Origin of the sequence: Actinomadura sp. NPDC049753 (assembly GCF_040674655.1) — a bacterium.
Lineage (GTDB): Bacteria > Actinomycetota > Actinomycetes > Streptosporangiales > Streptosporangiaceae > Spirillospora > Spirillospora verrucosospora.
Genome location: NZ_JBFARL010000425.1, coordinates 1 through 2,069, shown reverse-complemented (window position 1 = coordinate 2,069; position 2,069 = coordinate 1). Strand labels below are relative to the sequence as shown.

Genomic DNA, 2,069 nt, shown 5'->3' with positions numbered 1-2,069 from the left:
GCCCGCCGCGCGGCCCCCGGGGCGGCGGCGCTGGGCGCCGCGCCCGCCGCGCGCGGAGGGATGTTTCATCCGGATTCCTCCATCTGGTTGGGGTGGGCTCTCTTGCGGTGGGTCAGGGAGCGGAGCGCAGGTGGTCGCGCAGTCCGGCGCCGTACGCGGTCGGGGTGCCGTCGTAGGAGCTGATCAGCGACGGGCCGCTGGAGCAGTCCCAGGTGTTCCACGTCCAGCCGAGGTAGGACGCTCCGCGCGCGTCCAGCCAGGACATGAGCGCGTCGACGTAGGAGTGGCCGCAGGTGTTCTCGCCGATCTCGCCGGCGACGAGCGGGACCTGCGCGGCGACGGGCGCGATCTGCTGGTCCCAGCAGGACGCGTCCTTGCAGTAGTTGAAGTTGTAGGAGTGCCACGCGGCCGCCAGGTTCCCGGTGGGGTCGGACGGTTTCTGCGCGAGCCACTGGCCGAGGTCGTTGGAGTAGCTGCTGCCCGCGACCATGACGACGTTCTGCGCGCCGGTGGAGCGGACGGCGTCGAGGAGGTCCTGCATCCCGGCCGCCTCGTAGGTCAGGCCCGTGCAGGCCGAGCCGCCGTCACGCCAGCACTTCCATGACTGGGCGTAGTCCATGACCTGGAGGTTGTTCGGGTAAGGCTCGTTGAACAGGTCGAACACGACCGCCGTGTCGCCCTTGTAGGCGGTGGCGAGCTGCTTCCAGAATTCCGGTGCGTACCGGGCGTCCGGCATCGGTTTCTGGCATTCCGCGGCCGCGGTCTGGCAATGGCTGTCATAGCCCGTCCACAATCCGCGGCTCCAGTGCAGTTCCAGGATGGGCGTGATGCCGTTCTCTTCGAGCAGGCCCACGTAATTCTTCACGGCGTTCTGGTAGGCGGATCCGCGGTAGGCGGGATCGACGTTGTCCAAGCCCAGCCAGCAGTCGGAGTTGAGCGGCACCCGGACCGCGTTGACATTCCAGTTCCTGATCGCTGCGACGGAGGCCGCGTCCATCGGGCCGTCCCAGATCCCGTTGCCCTGGACGCAGGCGAACTCGCCGCCGGACCGGTTCACCCCGCGAAGGCGCACCGCGGCGCCGGCGGCGTTCACGAACGTGTTGCCGGAGACCTTCAGCTTGGGCGCCGGGTCGCCGGGCGGGGGAGTCGTCGGGGGCTCGGTGGTGGGCTCGCCGCCGTTGCAGGGGGTCCCGTTGAGCGCGAAGGCGGTCGGCGCGGCGTTCGAGCCGCTGTAGGAGAACTGCGCCCCGGCCTGCACGGACACGCCCGTGGCGAGAGCCGCGTTCCAGCTCTCGTTGGCGACCGTGACGGTCGTGCCCGACTGCGTCCACCGGCCGTTCCATCCGCCGGTGAGGCGCTGGTTCCCGGTGTAGGAGTAGGTCAGCGTCCAGCCGGTCACGGCCGGGCCCCGGTTGGTGATCGTGACGGCGGCGGTGAATCCGGTGCCCCAGTCGTTGGTGGTGTAGCCGACCTCGCAGGAGACGGCGGCGCGGGCCGGCCGCGCGCCGAGCACGGTCCCGGTTCCCGCGACGAGCGAGCCCGCCGCGCAGATCGCGCCGGTCAGCGCGGCCACCGCCGCGGTGCGCGGGGAAAGCGATCTCATGGATCTCCGCCTTCACGTCGGGTGATTGGGCTTGGGAGCGCTCCCACTCCTGGACTGCGGTGAACGTAGAACGGCCCGGACGCGGGAGGGAAGCCTTGTTCCATTCCTTTCACGAACTTTCACGGCGCCTTGCGCGCGCGGTGAGCGGCGGGTCCGGGCGGCCTCGAATTCGGTTTCGTCGCGACCCTTGACACGATGCGCGTCCGATCAGATTCTTGGGAGCGCTCCCACTACTCCCGACCCGGTCCACCCCCTCGAAAGGCCGGGAACCCCCGAAGGGAGTGCCGAAAGCGTGACCGTCACCCACCCCCCGCACGACCCCGCCCTCCCCGACCGACCGCCCACCCTCGCCCACGTCGCGCAGCTGGCCGGCGTGTCGCCGGCCACCGCGTCCCGCGTGCTGAACGGGTCCGCGCGCGTCAGCAGGGCGGCCCGCCTCCAGGTGCCTCCGTCGCCGGCCCCGCGC

The 2,069-nt window shown here is 71.0% G+C and carries 2 protein-coding genes; one reads left to right on the top strand and one right to left on the bottom strand.

The genetic code is table 11. The annotated features are described in order from the left end of the window. Positions 1–112: 112 nt before the first annotated feature. Positions 113–1,603 carry a cellulase family glycosylhydrolase gene (locus AB0K37_RS41885; protein WP_363991727.1) on the bottom strand — a complete coding sequence of 497 codons (1,491 nt, stop codon included), beginning with the start codon at positions 1,601–1,603 and terminating at the stop codon, positions 113–115. 292 nt (positions 1,604–1,895) lie between these two features. Here AB0K37_RS41885 and AB0K37_RS41880 point away from each other — a divergent pair. Then, positions 1,896–2,069, top strand: a 174-nt coding sequence (locus AB0K37_RS41880; RefSeq protein ID WP_363991730.1) for a LacI family DNA-binding transcriptional regulator, incomplete at its 3' end; no start/stop codon positions are given.